The sequence below is a fragment of the Microbulbifer variabilis genome (genome assembly GCF_052467165.1).
This window is the reverse complement of record NZ_CP174301.1, coordinates 676,254-693,803: the sequence shown is the minus strand read 5'-3', so window position 1 is coordinate 693,803 and position 17,550 is coordinate 676,254. Positions and strand designations below refer to the sequence as shown.

Annotated in this window: 13 protein-coding genes and 3 tRNA genes; 2 read left to right on the top strand and 14 right to left on the bottom strand. The window is 52.4% G+C overall.

Annotated features, from left to right (window positions below):
• Positions 1 to 81 precede the first annotated feature (81 nt).
• From pnp to ubiM, 12 genes are all read right to left on the bottom strand, one after another.
• Complete coding sequence (gene pnp / locus ACJJIP_RS02990) at positions 82 to 2,205, bottom strand: polyribonucleotide nucleotidyltransferase (protein ID WP_020412407.1); 2,124 nt, start codon at positions 2,203 to 2,205, stop codon at positions 82 to 84.
• A 258-nt stretch (positions 2,206 to 2,463) separates the two neighbouring features.
• The gene (gene rpsO, locus ACJJIP_RS02985; RefSeq protein ID WP_444946189.1) at positions 2,464 to 2,733 is read right to left on the bottom strand and encodes a 30S ribosomal protein S15; all 270 of its coding nucleotides are present in this window, start codon (positions 2,731 to 2,733) and stop codon (positions 2,464 to 2,466) included.
• A 146-nt stretch (positions 2,734 to 2,879) separates the two neighbouring features.
• On the bottom strand, positions 2,880 to 3,821 hold the full coding sequence (gene truB / locus ACJJIP_RS02980; RefSeq protein WP_020412405.1) for a tRNA pseudouridine(55) synthase TruB: 942 nt from the start codon (positions 3,819 to 3,821) through the stop codon (positions 2,880 to 2,882).
• A 3-nt stretch (positions 3,822 to 3,824) separates the two neighbouring features.
• Positions 3,825 to 4,223: a 30S ribosome-binding factor RbfA gene (gene rbfA / locus ACJJIP_RS02975; RefSeq protein WP_020412404.1), complete on the bottom strand. Its 399-nt coding sequence runs from the start codon at positions 4,221 to 4,223 to the stop codon at positions 3,825 to 3,827.
• Between the two features lie 89 nt (positions 4,224 to 4,312).
• The gene (gene infB, locus ACJJIP_RS02970) at positions 4,313 to 7,147 is read right to left on the bottom strand and encodes a translation initiation factor IF-2 (RefSeq protein WP_282952522.1); all 2,835 of its coding nucleotides are present in this window, start codon (positions 7,145 to 7,147) and stop codon (positions 4,313 to 4,315) included.
• A gap of 64 nt (positions 7,148 to 7,211) precedes the next feature.
• Complete coding sequence (gene nusA, locus ACJJIP_RS02965) at positions 7,212 to 8,714, bottom strand: transcription termination factor NusA (RefSeq protein WP_020412402.1); 1,503 nt, start codon at positions 8,712 to 8,714, stop codon at positions 7,212 to 7,214.
• A 42-nt stretch (positions 8,715 to 8,756) separates the two neighbouring features.
• A complete protein-coding gene (gene rimP / locus ACJJIP_RS02960; RefSeq protein ID WP_020412401.1) occupies positions 8,757 to 9,221 on the bottom strand; it encodes a ribosome maturation factor RimP in 465 nt (154 codons plus the stop codon).
• A gap of 136 nt (positions 9,222 to 9,357) precedes the next feature.
• Positions 9,358 to 9,434, bottom strand: a tRNA-Met gene (locus ACJJIP_RS02955).
• A gap of 40 nt (positions 9,435 to 9,474) precedes the next feature.
• A tRNA-Met gene (locus tag ACJJIP_RS02950) sits at positions 9,475 to 9,551 on the bottom strand.
• A 42-nt stretch (positions 9,552 to 9,593) separates the two neighbouring features.
• Positions 9,594 to 9,670 (bottom strand) — tRNA-Met (locus ACJJIP_RS02945).
• Between the two features lie 450 nt (positions 9,671 to 10,120).
• Positions 10,121 to 10,519: a nuclear transport factor 2 family protein gene (locus ACJJIP_RS02940; RefSeq protein ID WP_020412399.1), complete on the bottom strand. Its 399-nt coding sequence runs from the start codon at positions 10,517 to 10,519 to the stop codon at positions 10,121 to 10,123.
• Positions 10,520 to 11,047: 528 nt separating this feature from the next.
• A complete protein-coding gene (ubiM, locus tag ACJJIP_RS02935; protein WP_020412397.1) occupies positions 11,048 to 12,217 on the bottom strand; it encodes a 5-demethoxyubiquinol-8 5-hydroxylase UbiM in 1,170 nt (389 codons plus the stop codon).
• A 274-nt stretch (positions 12,218 to 12,491) separates the two neighbouring features.
• Here ubiM and ACJJIP_RS02930 point away from each other — a divergent pair, with 274 nt between their 5' ends.
• Both ACJJIP_RS02930 and ACJJIP_RS02925 read left to right on the top strand, forming a co-directional pair.
• A complete protein-coding gene (locus ACJJIP_RS02930) occupies positions 12,492 to 13,283 on the top strand; it encodes a PhzF family protein (RefSeq protein ID WP_444901014.1) in 792 nt (263 codons plus the stop codon).
• Between the two features lie 125 nt (positions 13,284 to 13,408).
• Positions 13,409 to 13,831 (top strand): GFA family protein, encoded by a 423-nt coding sequence (locus ACJJIP_RS02925; RefSeq protein ID WP_020412395.1) that lies wholly within the window; start codon positions 13,409 to 13,411, stop codon positions 13,829 to 13,831.
• 70 nt (positions 13,832 to 13,901) lie between these two features.
• Here the strand turns inward: ACJJIP_RS02925 and ACJJIP_RS02920 are convergent, their stop codons facing one another.
• Both ACJJIP_RS02920 and ACJJIP_RS02915 read right to left on the bottom strand, forming a co-directional pair.
• A complete protein-coding gene (locus tag ACJJIP_RS02920) occupies positions 13,902 to 15,062 on the bottom strand; it encodes an NnrS family protein (RefSeq protein WP_282952518.1) in 1,161 nt (386 codons plus the stop codon).
• A gap of 559 nt (positions 15,063 to 15,621) precedes the next feature.
• Positions 15,622 to 17,019 (bottom strand): MFS transporter, encoded by a 1,398-nt coding sequence (locus tag ACJJIP_RS02915; RefSeq protein ID WP_020412393.1) that lies wholly within the window; start codon positions 17,017 to 17,019, stop codon positions 15,622 to 15,624.
• Positions 17,020 to 17,550 lie beyond the last annotated feature (531 nt).

Below are 17,550 nucleotides of genomic sequence, written 5' to 3'. Positions count from 1 at the left end.
ATGCCATAAAGGCTCTGCCCCCCTTAAAAAATCCATAAAAAAACCCGGCTCAAGGCCGGGTTTTTTCAGGTCTTTTAAGGCTTACGCCTCTTCGGAACCCTGCTTCTCCTCTGCAGAAGCAGCCTGATCGGCTTTGGCTTCTTTGATAGAGAGCTTGATACGTCCACGCTGGTCCACGTCCAGTACCTTTACGAATACCTTCTGGCCTTCACTCAGGTAATCAGTTACAGCGTTAACACGCTCCTCAGCAATCTGGGAGATGTGTACCAGGCCGTCTTTACCCGGCAGGAAGTTAACGAATGCACCGAAGTCCACGATACGCACCACAGTGCCCTCGTAGATAGCGCCGATCTCAGCTTCCGCAGTGATTTCCTCGATGCGGGTTACCGCCGCTTCCAGGCTCTCACCGTCTTCACCGAAGACCTTGATAGTGCCGTCATCTTCGATATCGATGGAGGCGCCGGTCTCTTCAGTGATGGAGCGGATAGTCGCACCGCCCTTACCGATCACGTCGCGGATCTTGTCCGGATGAATCTTCAGGGTCGCGTAGCGCGGTGCGTTCTCATTCACGGTGGTACGGGAAGAGTCGATCACCTTGTTCATTTCCGCGAGGATGTGCAGACGCGCTTGCAGGGCCTGCTCCAGAGCGGTTTCCATAATCTCTTCGGTAATACCTTCGATCTTAATGTCCATCTGCAGCGCGGTCACACCAGAGGCGGTACCCGCTACTTTGAAGTCCATATCGCCGAGGTGGTCTTCGTCACCGAGGATATCGGTCAGAACCGCATAGCCTTCGTCTTCCTTCACCAGGCCCATAGCGATACCGGCTACCGGTGCCTTCAGCGGAACACCCGCATCCATCAGCGCCAGGCTGGAACCACAAACGGAAGCCATGGAACTGGAACCGTTGGATTCAGTGATTTCGGAAACCACACGCACGGTGTAGGGGAAGCTGTCCGGGCTCGGCAGAACTGCAGCGATACCGCGACGAGCGAGGCGGCCGTGACCGATTTCGCGACGACCGGTAGCACCGACACGACCCGCTTCACCTACAGAGTAGGGAGGGAAGTTGTAGTGCAGCATAAAGTAGTCTTTGCGCTCACCTTCCAGGGCGTCGATGATCTGTGCATCGCCAGTGGAACCGAGGGTAGCCACTACCAGAGCCTGGGTCTCACCACGGGTGAACAGCGCAGAGCCGTGGGACTTGGGCAGAGCGCCAACTTCCACAGCGATCGAACGTACAGTCTTGCTGTCGCGACCGTCGATACGGGGCTCGCCACGCACTACAGCGCCGCGCACCAACTTCTTCTCCAGCTTGCCGAAGTAGCTTTTTACCAGATCGGCGCTAATTTCTTCGGTAGCCAGGGCTTCAGCGGCTTCGCCGCGCAGTTCCGCCAGGCGGGTGCTGCGCTCTTGCTTGTTGGTGATGCGGTAGGCTTCGGCAACCTTCTCGCCAAACTGAGCGTCCAGGGCAGCTTTCAGCTCGGTGTTTTCCGCCGGAGCCTGCCAGTCCCATTGGGGCTTGCCCGCTTCCGCTTTCAGCTCTTCACAAACCTTGATAATGGCCTGCATTTCCTGGTGTGCGTAGAGTACGGCACCCAGCATGATGTCTTCCGGCAGCTCCTGGGCTTCGGACTCCACCATCAGTACGGCGTCTTTGGTACCGGCAACGACCATGTCCAGCTCGGAGGTCTTCAGAGCTTCGTAGCCCGGGTTCAGCAGGTAGCCGTCTTGCTGGGTGTAACCCACACGCGCAGCACCGATGGGGCCAGCGAAGGGAATACCGGAAACAGACAGCGCTGCGGAAGTGCCGATCATGGCAGCGATATCCGGATCCATGTCCTTCTCCGCGGAGAGGACAGTACACATCACCTGAACTTCATTCATAAAGCCGTTCGGGAACAGCGGGCGGATCGGGCGATCGATCAGACGGGAAGTCAGGGTTTCTTTTTCAGACGGGCGGCCTTCACGCTTGAAGAAACCACCGGGAATTTTGCCAGCCGCGTAGGCTTTTTCTTGATAGTGCACGGACAACGGGAAGAAGCCCTGATCTGGCTTGGCTTCTTTAGCGCCGACAACAGTACACAGGACGACAGTCTCTCCCATGCTAACCAGGGCAGCACCGGTAGCCTGGCGCGCGATACGGCCGGTCTCGATGGTGACTTGGTGTTGTCCGTATTGGAAAGTTTTGCTTACTGGATTCACTAGTTTTTCCTATTTCCTTACGGTTACTGGCCCATTCCAGTAACCCCTACATATTTGCCGGGGCCGGGGCTCCAAACCTCCTGCCCAGGGCGGTACGGGGATGTACCGCCACCGACCAGGGTGGCCGGTGCAAGCGCAGCACTTTCATTTGGGTTTATCCCTTAAGGCCATGCTGCGTGTCTGCCAAAAGTGACAACTAAGCCACTTTTTAGCAAGCATTAAAAAAGAATGCCCGCCAAAGGCGGGCATTCCAGGGTCTTAGCGACGCAGGCCGAGCTTGGCGATCAGCTGTGCGTAACGGTTCAGATCCTTGCGCTTCAGGTAATCCAGCAGCTTGCGACGCTGGTTTACCATGCGGATCAGACCACGGCGAGAGTGGTGATCCTGCTTGTGCGCAGAGAAGTGACCCTGCAGTTTGTTGATATTGGCGGTCAGCAGGGCTACCTGGACTTCCGGGGAACCGGTATCGCCTTCGGATTGGCCGTGCTCTTTCAGGATGGCTGATTTTTCAACTGCAGTCAGTGCCATAACGAATTACCTCGTCGTAATATGCTTTAAAAGATCCGGCTGGCCCGTGCATATTTACAGACCAGCTAATCGCTATTGTGGGCGCAACCGCCCGGCACTTTCACTCACACCGCTTAATTAGTTATCACCAATATAGCGGCTTGTGCTCAGGTGCCACTTACCAGACGCCGAGGCGCTACGCACCCGTCGTCAGTAATTTCTCCCACACCCAGAAAATCACCATTTTCCAGGAAGAGGCGCACCATATCACCTTCCGCACCGATACGATAGACCTGTAAATCCATTACTGGCTGCCCTTGTCGCACATAGTAACCAGAGTCATCTGGCAGTATGAGTTTGGCCAATGAGGAGGCAGGGGAGTCCACTGGTAACAGATGGTGGTCCAGCTCTTCCGCCCGACCCTCACCACGCTCTTCGGTGAGTTCATCCAGGGTCACTGAATCCGCTTCGTCGTAGGGGCCGGCGGCGCTGCGATGCAACTCTTCCACATAGGCACCGACACCCAGGGCCTGGCCCAGGTCTTCGGCAATACTGCGAATGTAAGTGCCCTTGGAGCAGTGCACCTCAACTTCCGCACGGGGCTGGGCGCCCGCTGTAAAGCTCAGCAGTTCAAATTCAAAAATCTCCACTTCCCGCGCCTCGCGCTCCACTTCCAAACCCTGGCGAGCCAACTTATACAGCGGCTGCCCCTTGTGCTTGAGGGCCGAGTACATGGACGGCACCTGCTTGATGCGACCGCGGAAAGCCTCCATCGCTTTCAGCACGGCTTCTTCGGTCAAACCGGAAGCATCTTTGGTTTCCAGTACATCGCCATCAGCATCGCCACTGGCAGTGGTCATGCCGAAAACAAAAGTACTGCGATAACGCTTGTCCGCATCGAGCAGGTACTGGGAGAACTTGGTCGCCTCGCCGAAACAGATCGGCAATACACCGGTTGCCAGGGGGTCCAGCGCTCCAGTATGACCGGCGCGATTGGCGAAAAAGAGTCGTTTGGCTTTTTGCAGGGCGTCGTTGGCGGTAATCCCGGCGGGCTTGTTCAATAACAGCACGCCGTGAACCGGCCGGCCCCATTTTGGTCTGCGGCCCATGGATCAATCTTCGTTAGAGTCGCTATCGTCGTCTTGGTGCTTGCGATCTTCTTTAACCGCCTTGTCGATCAGGGCAGACAGCGCCTGGCCACGCACCGAGGTTTCGTCGTAGCGGAAGTGCAAACGGGGAATAGTGCGAATCTGGATCGCGCGCGCGAGCTGCGTACGCAGAAAGCCTGCGGCTTTGTTCAGCACTTCCACGGAAGTATTAATTTTGCTGCGGTCGTCCTCACCCACAAAGGTGACAAATACTTTAGCAACGGTCAGATCGCGGCTGACTTCAACATCGTTGACGTTGACCATACCCAGGCGGGGGTCACGTATCTCGTGCTGAATCAACTGGGCCAGCTCGCGGCGCATGGCATCGGCAACGCGATCTGCGCGGTGGAATTCTCTTGCCATTGTTTACCTATTGAGAATGGCGGTTTAAAGACAGGAAAACCCGCACGGCCAAGCCGCGCGGGTTTCTCTTTCATCCGGTCCGGAACGCTTTACAGTTCGCGGGCTACCTTGACGATATCGTAAACTTCGATCTGGTCGCCAGGTTTCACATCGTTGTAGTCCTTCACCCCGATACCACACTCCATACCGTTGCGCACTTCTTGCACATCGTCCTTGAAACGACGCAGGGATTCCAACTCACCCTGATAGATTACAACGTTGTCACGCAGTACGCGGATCGGCTTGTTACGGTAGACGGTACCCTCGGTCACCATACACCCGGCAATCGCACCAAACTTCGGCGAGCGGAATACGTCGCGCACCTCGGCAATACCAACAATCTCTTCGCGAACTTCCGGGTCCAGCATGCCGGACAGGGCCTGCTTCACTTCATCGAGCAGGTTGTAGATTACGCTGTAGTAGCGAACCTCAACCCCTTCGGTTTCGGCAGTCTTGCGTGCGGCTGCATCGGCACGGGTATTGAAGCCCAATACAATAGCGCCGGAGGTCAGGGCCAGGTTGATATCATTTTCGGCAATACCACCTACACCGCTGGATACAACGTTTACGGAAACTTCTTCGTTGCCGATATCCGCCAGGGCACCCAGGATGGCTTCCAGGGAGCCGCGCACGTCAGCCTTGATAACAACCGGCAGAACCTTGCGCTCGCCAGCTTCCATATCTGCAAACATGTTTTCCAGCTTCGCAGCCTGCTGACGTTGCATACGCTCACTGCGCTCTTTTTCAGCGCGCTGCTCGGCAACTTCACGGGCCTTACGCTCATCCGCGACAACCATGAATTCATCACCGGCATTTGGAGTGGAGTCCAGACCCAGTAGCTCTACCGGGGTAGACGGGCCAGCTTCCTTAACCTGCTTGCCGTGTTCGTTAGTCATGGCGCGCACGCGGCCATAGCTCTGGCCGGCCAGAATAATATCGCCGCGCTTCAGCTCACCATTCTGTACTAACAGGGTGGCAACCACACCGCGACCTTTTTCCAGGCGGGATTCAATTACAACACCGGTGGCCGGCACATTTACCTTGGCCTTCAGCTCGAGCATTTCCGCCTGTAGGGAAACTGCCTCCAGCAAGTCATCAATACCCTGGCCAGTATGCGCGGATACGTTGATGAACTGGGTATCGCCGCCCCAGTCTTCCGGGATTACGTCTTTCGCAGCCAGCTCATTTTTCACACGATCGGGGTCGGCGGCTTCTTTATCGCACTTGTTCACGGCGACAACCAGCGGTACACCAGCAGCACGAGCGTGGTTTACAGCCTCTTCAGTCTGCGGCATTACACCATCATCGGCAGCGACCACCAGGATTACCACATCGGTAGCCTGGGCTCCACGAGCACGCATTGCAGTAAAGGCGGCATGTCCCGGGGTATCCAGGAAGGCGACCTCGCCCTGGCTGGTTTTCACTCGATAGGCACCAATATGCTGGGTAATACCGCCAGCCTCACCGGAAGCCACTTTGGTTTTGCGGATATAGTCGAGCAGAGAAGTTTTGCCGTGGTCAACGTGGCCCATAACAGTCACTACCGGCGCGCGGGTAACCTCTGTGCCCTCCTGAGCCTGGGCTTGCGCTACCAGGCTATCTTCCAGCTCAGTCTCGGAGCGGTATACCACCTTGTGCCCCATCTCTTCAGCGATCAACTGAGCAGTTTCACGGTCCAGGCTCTGGTTGATAGTGACCATCTCACCCATTTTCATCAGGCGCTTGATCAATTCACCGGCCTTCACATTCATCTGCTTGGCGAGTTCGCCAACAGTAATCGTTTCGCCCAACTGAACTTCGTACACCTGCTTCTCCGTAGGCCGTTTAAAGCCGTGAGTTGGCTTCATTTTCACGCTCGCACGGGACAGGGAGCGCGTACTGCGCTTACTGGCTTCGTCTTCTTCAAATACTTCCAAGGCCTGCTCGTACAGCGCTGTTTTGCTGGACTTCTTCGGCCCGGACTTGGAGCGACGCCCGCGGCGTTTACGCGGCTCATCCTCGGATCGATCGGCCTCAGCCGGAGCAGCAGCCTCGAGCTTGCGACGTAAAGAAGGCTTAACTTCTTCAGTTTTCTCAGCTGCTTTCGCGGGCTTCACCTTGGCGGCCTGTGCAGCTTTTTCCTTCTTCTCTTGGGCCGCACGTCGGTCGGCCTCTACCTTGGCTTTTTTCTCTTCGAGTTCGCGCTTCTCCTGCTCCGCCTGCTGCTTGCGACGTTCCATCGCGGCAATACGCATAGCCTCGATATCGTCTACATAGCTTGAACGGATTGGAGCTGCGGGCTCCGCTTTCTGCGCGGGCTTGCTCTCAGCTTTCTGGGTCACATCTGCCTCTTTTGCAGCCTTCTCTTCGGCTGCGGCCTTCGCTTCTGCCTCTGCGGCAGCCTTGGCTTCCGCTTCGGCTTTCAAGCGAGCTTCTTCTTCCTCAGCGGCGCGACGAGCGGCCTCTGCTGCTTCTGCTGCGGCCTTGGCTTCCGCCTCGGCAGCTGCTCTGGCTTCCGCCTCGGCTTGCAGTCGAGCCTCTTCGGCCTCTGCAGCTGAAACGCTTTCCACGGTTTCCGCGGTGTTTGCTCCCGCTTCAAGTTCAGCCTGCGGGCGCTTTACATAAGTACGCTTCTTGCGAACTTCCACGTTCACAGTCTTGCGGCCTGTGCCAGAGCCGGTTTTCAGTGTGGTCGTGGTCTTGCGCTTTAAGGTGATCTTGCGCGGGCTCGCGCCCTGCTCCCCGTGACTACTTTTCAGGAAACTGAGCAGGACCTGCTTCTCCTCATCTGACACCACCGCAGTCGCAGAGGTGTGAGGCAAACCCGCTTCTTTCATCTGCTTGAGCAGACGGTCTTCGGTGGCACCAACCGATTTGGCGAGTTCGCTAACTGTTACTTCGGCCATTCTCTCTCCTAAAAGTCACTTGGTCGGAGGGGGTTATTTATACGTATGTCTTGTGTCGTTATGTTTAAGCCTGTTCGCCGCTGTCATCAGCGAACCAGGGCTCACGCGCCTTCATAATCAGCGCTGCGGCACGTTCTTGGTCGAGACCTTCGATATCGAGTAGGTCATCAACCGCCTGCTCTGCCAGATCCTCCATGGTAGCGATACCACGACTGGCAAGCTGGAAGGCCAGGTGACGCTCCATACCTTCCATGTTGAGCAGATCTTCCTGCGGCTCCGAGGCATCCAGCTTCTCTTCAGAGGCCAGTGCCTGTGTCAGCAGGGAGTCTTTGGCCCGGGCACGCAGCTCTTCGGCGATATCTTCGTCGAAGCCCTCGATCGCGAGCATTTCCTCAATGGGGACATAGGCCACCTCCTCGAGAGAGGTGAAGCCTTCGTCAACCAATACAGCAGCCACATCTTCATCGATATCCAGGCGGTCAATAAACACCTGCATAATGGAGCTGGACTCTGCTTCCTGTTTATTTTGCCACTCGTCTGTGCTCATGACATTGATCTGCCACTGGGTAAGCTCAGAAGCGAGACGAACATTCTGTCCACTGCGACCAATAGCCATAGCGAGGTTTTCCTCGGCCACAGCCACATCCATGGACCCGGTATCTTCATCCACAACAATGGATTCAATTTCCGCAGGCGCCATAGCGTTGATTACGAACTGAGCGGGGTTCTCGTCCCACAGTACGATATCGACACGCTCACCAGACAGCTCGTTGGAAACCGCCTGCACACGCGCACCGCGCATGCCCACACAAGCTCCAACTGGATCGATACGGCCATCATTGGTGTTCACGGCGATCTTGGCGCGCAGGCCGGGATCGCGGGCGGCACCTTTAATTTCAATAACCTGTTCAGAGATTTCCGGTACCTCGATACGGAACAGCTCAATAATCATTTCCGGGCAGGAACGGCTCAACATCAATTGAGGGCCGCGGGCTTCCGGTTGGATCTCCAGCAGGATTGCGCGCACACGATCACCTAGGCGGAAAATCTCGCGTCCAACCAGCTGATCACGAGGCAGGCGCGCTTCAGCGTTATTACCCAAGTCCACAGCAATAAAATCGCGGGTCACTTTTTTAACTGTACCGCTGACCATTTCGCCAACCCGATCGCGGTATTCGTCTACGACCTTGGCACGCTCGGCTTCACGCACCTTCTGCACGATTACCTGCTTGGCAGTCTGCGCGGCGATGCGGCCGAATTCAACATTCTCTACTTGCTCGCGGTAGATATCACCTGCTTTCAGCTCAGTATCTTTCTCGTGAGCTTCTTCCAGGGTGAACTGGGTGCCCAGTTCCGCCAGAGTTTCATCATCAACCACTTCCCAACTGCGGAAAGTTTCATAGTCGCCACTACGGCGATCAATGATAACCTCAATGGTTGAATCCTCGTCGTAGCGTTTCTTCGTGGCCGTTGCCAATGCCGCTTCGATGGCCTGGAAAATAATCTCCTGGTCAACGCCCTTCTCGTTGGATACCGCCTCGGCTACCAGCAAGATCTCTTTGTTCATGCAACTGTGCCTCAAAATCGCCTGAGCTCAGGCTCCTACAGGTTATTTGGTAAATTGGGGAATAATGCTTGCCTTCTCGATGCTGTCGATTGGCAACAGGTATTCATTTTCGCTGTCCACGCGCAAAACTACTTCATCGCCCTCTACGCCGGCCAGCAGGCCTCGCCATTTACGCTGCCCATCCAGCGGCATGCGCAGGCGAACTTCAATCTGGGCACCGGTAAAGCGCTCGTACTGCTCCAGTTTATAAAGAGGACGATCGAGCCCCGGGGAAGAGACCTCCAGTGTGTACTTACCACTGATTGGGTCTTCCACATCCAGTACTGCACTGGACTGACGACTCACTTTCTCGCAATCCTCAACCGAAATACCGTTTTCAGAATCGATATAGATGCGCAGCAGCGCGTTACGACCGTGAGTTTGATATTCAATACCCCACAGTTCGCATCCCAGCGATGCCACCACCGGCGCCAGAAGCTCTTCCAGCAATTCGCGTTTGCTCGCCATTTACGTCACCACATACAAAAAATGGGCCTGCGGCCCACTTCGAAAAATATCCGCAACTTTTCTTGCAGATACGAAAAAGCCCCTGACGGGGCTTTGACCGCACATTTACGCAGCCAGTATGCGTAAATGCAAAATTTGGTAGCGGGGGCAGGATTTGAACCTACGACCTTCGGGTTATGAGCCCGACGAGCTACCAGGCTGCTCCACCCCGCAACAACGAAAGCGCATCAAAGCCTTTAGATAAAGGCGAGATTGGTAGCGGGGGCAGGATTTGAACCTACGACCTTCGGGTTATGAGCCCGACGAGCTACCAGGCTGCTCCACCCCGCAACAACAAATGCGCAATCAAAAGTATTTGCTTAAAAGCAAATTTGGTAGCGGGGGCAGGATTTGAACCTACGACCTTCGGGTTATGAGCCCGACGAGCTACCAGGCTGCTCCACCCCGCAACAACTCCAAGAAACAAAGCCTGGTTGACCTTCGTTTCCCTGCGGCGGGACTAACCCAACCACTCAAGAGGCTGCGCATTCTATGTATACAGCCCTGGTGAGTCAAGCTGTAATTGGCATTTGTTTTCGCCTAACGCGTAAAACCCCCTACCTTTTTCTGGCCCAAGCGCCTCCCGAAGATACTTTTATGCTCCGGGTATGCTCCGGGCTTTACTGGCCGCATAGAGATCACTGTAAAACTCCCCTGCGTAGAATCACCTAAAGGGCCACTTAGGGCCATTCGTTGCATATGACAGACAACCCTAAAGGAGGGCATAGTACGAACGACTATTGCGGCTTTGGGAACAAGTGCGAGTTGAACATCGAGCACTACTTCTTTATCCCTGCAATCTCCACTGTCGTCATTCCCACACCCAAAGCGAAAAGCGAAAAGCGACAGCTTCACAACAACTAGGTAAACACTCGGGCCAGCAGGTCGGTATCCAGGTACGCAGTGATCTCTACGATTTTCGCATCGCGCATCACCATCGCCCAACAGTAAACCTGCTTGTATTCTACGCCATTTAATGCATGGCCGGTGCTTTCAAAGCGCAAAAATACCTTCTCTCCCTCTGCTGCAAGGTCGACAAAAGTTGTCTTGAGACCATCCTCCAGGTGATCTAATAGCGGGCCGAAAGCATCATCAATTAAAGCCTGCTTGGAGTGAAAGATCCCCGAAGCGCATGTAGTGCCTATCACTGTCCACAACACGTCCTCAGCGATCAGGTCAAAAAGGGGGCCACTGTCACCCGCCTCCCACGGGCGGAACGCTTCGCGAACCAAGTGCTTGTTGGCTTCAGGGATGTTCATGCGCACAGCCCACTCTTTACCAAACGCTAGCCGGAATATAGCTCACTTCGGAAGCTGCAAATCAGACAAAGCCCGGGAAATGGAAATATCTGCCGTGAGCATACGGCTGGGCCGACCATATAGGAGTAATTGCCACTGACATTATTGTCTGGCGTACCTCTATGCCTTACCCCATGCCAGTCGCTCTGTAATTGGTTGCCTTATCAGGCTTTTTGGCGATGAAAATACCGTTTTTTAACTAGCCGAAAGAGTACTAATCGCAAATGATACTTTTTGCTCCCCACAACCACCTGCAAATACATTCGTCTCAACCAACAGGTTGTCGATATCACTTTCGATTACAGTCAACGCGGTGGTGTTCAGATTACCAAGTGCCTCCCAAAGTACCTCCACCGCAAGCTCTGCAGATTAAACCGCATAGAAATAGGCTACCTGCCTGGCCGAGAATCGGCTTCCATGCCCTATTCCTTTCTCGCTCGCAACCTACTCCCGTAGGCACGTATTTCACTATTTCGCACAGGCCTTCGGTCAGTGACGGGTAAGCTGGTGCACTATGGCTCGCCGCACCGGCGGAAAATGTTCGCTAACACGCAATACCGCCTTGCGCAGTAGTTTGGCCGGCAAGTGATCATTGGTGAACAGATCAACCACCCGATTTGTACCCGAGTAAATAGGCTGAGATTCAAGGCGATGTTGAATCTGGTAACGAGACAGCGCTCGAGCTAACTTCGCAGGCTGATACAAACGAGCCACAGTTTCTAATTGGCGACTCAGCGAGTCCGTGCCAGCAAGTCCCAGGTTAAAACCATGTGCTGTCACCGGATGCATCCCCACAGCTGCATCCCCGACCAAAGCAAAGCGCTCCGCATAGAATTGATGCGCATAAACCCCCACCAGCGGATACTTGTGGCGCTTACCACAAGGCTCCACTGAGCCAAGTATTGCAGTGCTCTCACGCTGCACATGAGCAGCAAACTCAGCATCACTTAGCTGCATAATTTCTTCGGCCCGGCTGGCCGAAATTGTCACAACTGCAGAGGAAGTCTTGGGCTCAGATAATGGCAGAAGCGCTAGCGTGGAACCGTAACGAAAACATTCCCGTGCAATCCCCTGATGAACGCGCTCCGTCCGTACCCGGCCTACAACTGCCACACGGCCAAAATCCCGCATGTCAGCACCAATCCCAGCCATGCGCCGTACCTCAGAGAAACGACTATCAGCCGCTATTAATAACGCAACAGCCAGATCGTCAGCCCCCTCAATATTCAAGACTCGGCAGTTATCTTCCAAGTGCATACCGGTAACGGCACTGTTGCAACGCAACTGAATATTCGCTTCCTCGCCAGCAACCTCATACAGCGTGCGGCGTATTGCTGAATTGGGTACAATAAACCCTAAGGGACCTCGCCCACGGCTATCAAAATTCAGGCTGGAAGTCGAGTTGCCATCTACCACCGTTGCTGCTTGTAAGACACCGACTTCATCATCCCGCAGGCGTTGCCAGACCCCGAGGCTCTCTAAAATTCTGACCGACTTATGGGTTAGGGCTATTTCTCGTCCATCATCATCAGGATTCCCCAAGGTCTCCTCGCCCTGGCGCTCCAAAAGCGTTACCCTAATGTCGCGCCGGGCCAACATCACAGCCAGGGCGAGTCCTGCGGGACCAGCCCCTACGATAGCAATATCTGTTTGCAACATTCCAACCCCCTAGAGCAAGCCCTTTTCCACAACAATTTTGATATCCGGCAACACTGAAAAGAAGTACCGATTTTACTTCTGGCGAAATGCCCAGCACCGGCCAAAGTGACGCAGACTGTAAAGTGGAAATACCGTTGAAATACTGATACAGATCAGGATCAAGGGGCTATTTAGGGGGTGATTGAAAAATCATTAGTGGTATCGGGCATCCCGCCCATCTTTATCATAGCTGTTTCTTCAGCTGAGCATTTCAATTATTGAAGGGAACTCTAGAATGGAACTAGAAATTAATATAGTCGACGCCTTCACCGAAACTCAATTTGGCGGCAATGCTGCAGCAGTCATAATTACAAAAAGCTGGCTTAGCGAAATGCAAATGCAAGCTATTGCGGCAGAAAATAACCTTTCTGAAACCGCATTCCTGCTCAAACAATCTGAAAGTGAATACCAGATTCGCTGGTTCTCCCCAATAACCGAAGTGGATTTCTGTGGTCATGCAACCCTGGCCTCCGCCTTTGTGGTCTTCTCAAAACACCCCCAACTGGATACCCTAAATTTTTCTGCGCAAGCAGTAGGGAAAATGCAAATTACCCAAAATAGGGAGGGCGAAATCTTTATGGACTTCCCCAACAGAAATCCGGAACGTGTAGAGCATACCCCAGAAGATTTGATCGATGGATTATCCAGCCCTCCCAAACAAGTTCTGCGTAACCAGCAAGCCTACTTTGCCATCTATGACAGCGAAGATACTATTTATCAACTGGAACAAGATGCAGAAAAATTAAAAAAGCTTGCACCTTATGATGTAGTAGTTACGGCTCGATCGAAGGAATTTGATTTTATTTCAAGATACTTCTGGCCATCCAATGGCGGGGCTGAAGATCCGGTAACTGGCTCTATTCACGCGGGGCTTGCTCCCTACTGGGCCGCTAAGCTGGATAAATCGCGACTCACAGCCTTCCAAGCCTCAAAAAGAGGGGGGGTGCTCAACTGCCAAATCAAGGGGGACAGGGTTATTGTCTCCGGCAAGGCGATTCAGTACCTAAAGGGAGTTATTCAAATTTAATATATTTATTTCACTTCTAAATATTTTGAAAATATAGGTATACCCTCAATAGGACTAAAAGATAATAAACCCAATCTATCTACTTATAGAAATAACGGTTCACAATCAACTGTTAAGGAGCAGCTATGAATAAATCAGGATCCTGCCTCTGCGGAGATATCCATTTCGAAGTCGACGGTGACTTTGAAAATTTTTTTCTTTGCCACTGCAACCACTGTCGTAAGGACACGGGCTCTGCCCACGCAGCCAGCCTGTTTTCAACATCGGCTAAATTAAACTGGATCTCTGGGAAACAACAGGTAAAAGTATTCAAGCTGCCAGCCACACGCCATGTAAAAAGTTTCTGTAATAATTGTGGCTCGGCACTACCTTTTGAAGATAAAGAAGGTGGTTACCTGGCAGTGCCTGCTGGCAGCCTGGACTGTGAGGTTTCCATGGAACCCACCGCACATATTTTTATGGCCAGTAAAGCGGACTGGGACCAGAATCTGGACAAGGCGCTCAAGTTCGACGCCTTCCCCCAAATGGATAATATTGAGAATAATTAGTGACAGCTGTCTGACAGGAGCGGCGCTCGCTAGTCGCTAGCCAGCGTCGCTATACTGAATATCCAGGTGCTTACCCCGGATGCCCATCTACACGAGGCTGAAAAAGAACCGGGGTGTAATACAGTAAGAAGAGAGAATAGCCTACAATCCAAGCAATAATCGCTGCAAGAAAACCGCTGGGAGCTGGGGCCCAGAAGATACGAGCCAACGCGGACAATGCCAGTGCAGCAAATGCCAAGGGCATCAAGCGCGGTGCTTTCAACATACGCCCTGTGTGACCAAGGCTGACTCGACTGGTCATAGCCAGAATCAAACCGCCAATACCACCTACAGCAAATGCATGTAATGCGGGACTCTGCCAACCGGGCGCTAAACCGCTCCAGGAAAGCGCTGCAAGAAAGCACCCCAATACCACCAGCCAGTAACTCAAATGTAGTGACCAAACCATAGGCTCACTCCAAATCTTAGTCGGGTGCCAGCGCAGTACGCGCACCAGTTGTAACACACCAAGCACCAGTGCTAACAAGGCCCAAACCATACGGGGTAGATCAATCACTACACTCAACAGAAGCAGCACAGCAGCTATGTGGGTACCCCACTCGATAACCGGTAGCTTATCGCGCTGACTTAGCTGAAAGCGCCTTGCAGTAAAGAAGGGAATCACCCTGCCACCAATCACCAGAATAATTGCTGTAACCAGCAACAGAGCCACGAGAGCTACCCTGCTCTGCGCGCTGGGCAGCAACCAATGACAGGCTGAAAGCCCGGCAAAAGCCAACATAGCAGGCAATACAAACAGATTGCGCCATTGCCGGGTGCGTAATACCCGTGCACCGAGTAAAAAGGCTGCCAATAGGAAAAATGTCACTTCAGCACAAACCGGCATCCACAGTGGTACTGCCGCTATGAGATAGCCCAAGCGAGCTAATAGCCACAGCCCCGCCAGGCCCATTAACTGCCCCCCTTTAGGTGAGGGAATTCCGGTCCATGTCTGCATGGCTGTGCCGAGGAAGCCAACTATCACCGCCGCAGCAAATCCAAATAACATCTCATGGGAATGCCAGGCTACGCCGGCACGTAAAGCTGGAAGCTGCCAGCCAGAAAGCTGCATTTGCCAGATTAGCAGGGCAATCATGCTCCAGAGTGCCCCACCCCAGAAAAATGGGCGGAACGGCATCCGCCAGAAGGGCGCTATGGATTCCGCGCTAACGCGGTCAACGATGGGTATCACAATCTGTTCTCCTTACCTAAAGGGAGGCTATTTCTCCCGAGACAATTAACCCAGCGATCGCAAGGGCTATCCAACCTAAAGGGCTCTCTCGGAGTGATTCACCTTGCTGTTGGCCAGGAACCAAATTCCTGATTTCGCTTTTTCCCATAAAAGCTATGGGGAATAAGCCACCGCAAGACAAATTAACACCTGAGATTCCATTCCGAGGATTAAATGAGAGGATTATTTTTACCTAATTAACAGGATTAGTTAATAGGAAAATGCCGGGGATTTTCAGCCTATAACCACACAAAAAAATAGGTTTTTCATCAAACCGAATAGTCACAAAAAAAATGAAGTGAGTAAAACCACATAAAATACAGCATTAAATAAAACTTAGCGCCTCAAATAAGTTGAAGTTGCACTTTAACCTATTTGGGGTTCTCCCGAAGCTAAAAAAAAAGCAAGCCTCTTTCATTATTAGCGTTCAGCCAGAGAAAAACCTCAGTGAAGAAAGAGTCATCGAAGATATGCGGGACAAAGCCTGGTATCTGTCCAGCCTTGTGCCCACACAGACAGATCAGCCTGAGGCGACAGGCCCTCTTTTTGCAGGCTTGCCTTTTACGAACAAAATGCAGACAAGAAGTGCAGCCAAGGCAAGGTATGCATTGACACTGAAGGCCCGGTCAATACCTTCTGCAAGACTTGGAGCCAGGGCCACAATTGTTGTGTTCATCGCCAACCCGATAGCACCGCCAATAATTTGGAACATAAATATGAGCGCTGCAGCAAGGCTGGAACGGCTAGACCCTACAGCGGTGACTGCCGCCGTGGTAATTGTGGGGAAAAATAAGCCTAACCCCATTCCGAGGAAAATCATACCGGGCACCAGATGCAAATATCGACTTTGCTCGAGTAAGCCGGACAATAGAAACATTCCCAAGCCCAGAAAAATAGCGGCTGCAGACAGAATTACTTTGGCTCCCATAATCTCAAATAATCTGCCAGCGATATAGGAAACAATTCCGTAAGTCACCATCACCGGTAACAGGCCAACCCCGGACCAGACTGCGGAGAAACCAAGCTCTTTAATTAAAAACTGGGGAATATACAACAACATAGAAACAAAAATTACGGAAAGCAGTAGAGTAGTCATTCCCACTGTAAAAAATCGCCAGCTAGTCGCTACATCCGCTGGTATTAGCGGATCGCTCCTGGTGTTTGATTCAATCCAGGCAAAAGTTGTAAAGAGCAAAACTGAGACCACAAATAGGCCAATTATCAACGGGTTTCTAATACCAGCATCAGTAACAAAATCTAGTGCCAATAACAAAGTCAATAAACATAGCGATAGGGAAACTATACCCCCATAATCCACCCTGCCTTCAATACCCTCTGGCCGATCATCTTCTATTACCCGCCAACTGACAAGCATTGCAATCAGTGCAATCGGGAAGTTGATAAAGAAGATCCAACGCCAACTGAGAAAGTCAGTAAAGAACCCGCCAAGTAGAGGCCCAACTGAATTAGCAAACCCACATACGGTCATAATCAGGCCACCTGCCTGCCCCGCCCGATCCTCCGGCATCAATTGATAAGTCATACCCAGGATTGCCGGCCACATCAAAGCACCTCCCACCCCCATTAAGGCTCGGCTTCCCAGCAACATCCAGTCATCGACTGCCAGCCCACCCAAAACAGAGAAAAATATAAAAATGCTGGTACCGATAAAGAAGAGCCTGCGACGGCCAAACATATCCGCTAATCGTCCACCAGTGACAATTAGCACTCCAAAAACTAATGCATAGCCGTTTATCACCCACTGGACAGTAGAAATATCGGAATTGAAATGCTTCTCTATAGCGGGAATTGCCACAGAGAAGGCAGTAAAGTCATTGGCGATCAGGAAAATAGCAAAAGTTAGCGCCGTAAGGCCAATAATTTGTTGTCGGGATAACGGTGTTTTAGGGACAGACATCAGTTATTCATCTTACAGCGCACTTTTTGCATTGGATATTAACCCTTTTAGTCTGGACCAAAAAGAAAAGCACTGCTTAACATTACCTAAGCTTCTTCCCCCCTCTGTTTCAGCAAATGTTTCTGTCATCTAATAGGTCAACTAAAATCCTACTATTAACAATGCACCCTAAAAATTAAACATATTAAAAACAATCGTTTTTCACCTACGATTATTGGAAGGGAACGCCAGTTCTCTTTAGTTAAGGAAGTAGTGGGCATGCTTAAACGTAAATTTGTATAAGAGGTATTTAATTCTTTACGTACTGATCCAAAACCATTCCTGGAATACATTACCAATAATGTGCACTGGATTATTAGAGGCGCCCACGATATGGCCAGGAAGTACACATCCAAGAGACAACAGAGCATTTAAAGAGATTGGCGAGGTACTTCAGGAGGAAAGGCGACGATGAAGGTAAAACGGACACTAATTGATGGACGTTACGCTGCAACTGAAATGAAGAACACCTGCACCACTTTAAATGGCAGG